The sequence below is a fragment of the Azonexus hydrophilus genome (assembly GCF_905120355.1).
Taxonomy (GTDB): Bacteria; Pseudomonadota; Gammaproteobacteria; order Burkholderiales; family Rhodocyclaceae; genus Azonexus.
Map to the genome: position 1 here is coordinate 1 of NZ_CAJHOB010000036.1, position 2,685 is coordinate 2,685.

A 2,685-nucleotide genomic window follows, 5' to 3' on the forward strand; every position below is an offset into this window, starting at 1 on the left:
TCTTGAAACGGTAGTCTTCGGTAAAGCGGTTCTCGGCCGCCAGCAGATTAACGTCACGTCCAGCAATGACGTCAAGGTCGCGGTCAGCCAGCACGGAAGAACCTACGATGGTGGCGTCGCGGCTCGCAAACAGCGTGGCCGTCGCACCGGCGAGACGGTTACGCCGCTTTCGTTTGTGTTTGCCTTGGCGGCGGGCAGATTCTGGAGCGGGGATCAGGCTACAACGGGCGGCGCTGTAAACGAGGGTGTGGGCGGCGAGGTTCATTGGCCTTACCCCTAGCCACCGCTCTTGAATATCAAATCATTTTTGATTTTCTCCTGCTCGGCTTCACTCGGCTGATATTCTGGCGGTGGACGTAGTTGTTTAGGCATGAGCCGCAGCCTTGAAAAATCTGTCATCCAAAAATCTTCTTCTGTAAGCCCCCCCCTCCCTAAATCACAAAGATTCCACCAATAGGGTCGAATATTTGGAAAACCCAAATGATCCCCCATTATCCTTCCCATATATCCGATGAAGTCAAATGGCTCCTCCAGTTCTTTTGCAATACATAAATCAAGAATCGGGTTGAGTAATTCGAGAGCGTAGTCGACATCTGCAACACTGATTGGGAACCCTCGTTTCTTGAAACCATCCCGAGCCTCATGCAGCACCTCTCTAAGCTTCAATGCCGCCTGTGCCAATTCCTCTTTCTGCATGACAAACTTAGCCATGATTCACCCCCCGATTCTGACTGTAGCAATTGGTACAGGACTCGACCACAAGCTTCCATTAGGCAAAATGGTCTGAACACCTGAGCCAACCGAAATCTTGCCGGTATTAGTCGTGACCGTTGCAACGCTTGATTGGTAAATCGTCGGCATCTGTCCAGGCAAAGGCTGCCGCTCAAATATGGTATACGAAACCCCTTTCGAACCTGGCGGCAATCCCAGCATGTCTTGTAGTAACTGTGGATTACTCTGCACCCTTTGAAGTTGTGCCGCATCCATGTAGTAAACGGATGTGCTATTGAATTCCCGACCCTCCACCTGAACCCGATACAACTTGGTTTCTGCTGTTGCCGTCATGGGAACAGGAACAGATTTCCCGGAGTTGATGACTTCTTGGGCCTGTTTAGCAGCCCCCTGACCGAATGCCCCTTCCAAATCCTGCGCCAACTGATTACGGATACTTGCCGGCACTTGCTCTGCACTCAAACCATGTGTCTGGAACGCATCCTTACTGGTATGCACCGGCGCGACATAAGCACCATCCCCGATGCTGTCCGCTGATTTGGCAAGTTTCGCATTTGCCGCCGCCGCTTCTTTGGCAAGCTGACTGACACGCTCAACTGCAATGATTTCCTTCGCCGAGGCATTTGCCTTGCCGCCCAGCAGGCTGCGCGTTCCAAGACCAGCAGCGGCGATGGCGTTGCCGTACCCCGTCACTAAAGCCTGCATCTGGCGCTGGCGGACGGCCTCTTCTTCCTGGGCGGTGAGGACGCCGGTTCCCAGCAGGCTGTTGCCGACCTGATTCAGTGCGGTAAAGATCGACGACTGGCTTTTATCCGTCGTTGCGCTGCTGGTCGGCGATTCCGGCGGCAGCAGCAAGGCAATCACCAGCATCGCATCAAAGAGATCTTTGCGTTGCGCTGCCGTTTGCTTGACCATGTGCGGGTCTTTCGCCGCCTGGCTCATTACCCGAACAAGCGGATCAATGTTCATGTTCCCCGGATTGCCCGCCAGCCAATAACTTGCCGCAAGTTGCCCCAGGTATTCGCTGTTCTGGGCATGGTTCCAGTAGGCCGCTGTTCCTCTTGCATCCATGTCGATGCCGGTCGCCTGTGCGACTTCTTTCAGAATTCCCTCGGCTACCGGATCGTTGCCGAATGATTGCTGGTAGCTGTCGTTTTGATATAGGAGTTGCTGCGTCAGGCGTTTTTCCCATTCCTCGGCAGTCAAGCCATCCTTGCCTGCCAGCTCTTTGGCCTTTTTCTGCACGGCACTGACTTGGTCTGGATGCAGTAGCCGGTTATACGTCGTTGCGTTGTAAGCGGTAGTACCACCCAGCGCTGCACCACTCGTGCCATCGGCGATAGCTCCGATCCCCGCCCCGAGCATGGCGCTCGCCAGTTGCAGGTAGCCCCGGCGCGCCTCGGGGTCAGTGATGTTCTGCGCATCCAGGAATTTCTCCATCTCCGGCAGCAGCGCCTCATTGAGCGCCCCGGCTGCCGCGCCGACCAGCGCGTTGCCGTCGCCGACCTTGGCCTGAATGATCCCGGCCAGGCCGTGCAGAATGGTCTTGTTGAGGCTGCCTTCGCCCCAGTTGTTGTAATTCGCCTGCGCCGCCGGATCAACGAGGGTCTGCGCCGCCTTTTCGCTGCTCATGCCTTCGCCGTTGAGGCGGTTCAGTTCGTATTGCTCGACATGCGTCAGCGGTGGCCCGCCTCTGTCGGCGGCGGCTTGTCGCTGATCCAGTTCGATTCTTCGGCTGGCATCGACGATGGGTTTCTTCATCTGATCGGCCAGATCGCCGATCAGTCCGGCCACGGTCTGGCCGATGAGGTTTGCCGCTGCGGCGTTCTGTTTCGCTTCCTGCAACTGGCGCTCGATGCGGGCGGCGTCTTGTAGCGTCAGGGTATCGGTCAGCGCTTGATTGGCGGTTTCCGGGTCGCGCCGGGTGAGTTCTTCGGCGGCCTCGCGGCTGGC

Annotated in this window: 3 protein-coding genes; all 3 read right to left on the bottom strand. The window is 56.6% G+C overall.

The features are described 5' to 3' along the window. The coding region (locus JYJ39_RS13800; RefSeq protein ID WP_205205203.1) for an ESPR-type extended signal peptide-containing protein at positions 1-265 on the bottom strand (265 nt) is incomplete at its 3' end. A gap of 11 nt (positions 266-276) precedes the next feature. Continuing rightward, positions 277-711: a hypothetical protein gene (locus tag JYJ39_RS13805; RefSeq protein ID WP_205205204.1), complete on the bottom strand. Its 435-nt coding sequence runs from the start codon at positions 709-711 to the stop codon at positions 277-279. Between the two features lie 3 nt (positions 712-714). Further along, complete coding sequence (locus JYJ39_RS13810) at positions 715-2,526, bottom strand: hypothetical protein (RefSeq protein WP_205205205.1); 1,812 nt, start codon at positions 2,524-2,526, stop codon at positions 715-717. Positions 2,527-2,685 lie beyond the last annotated feature (159 nt).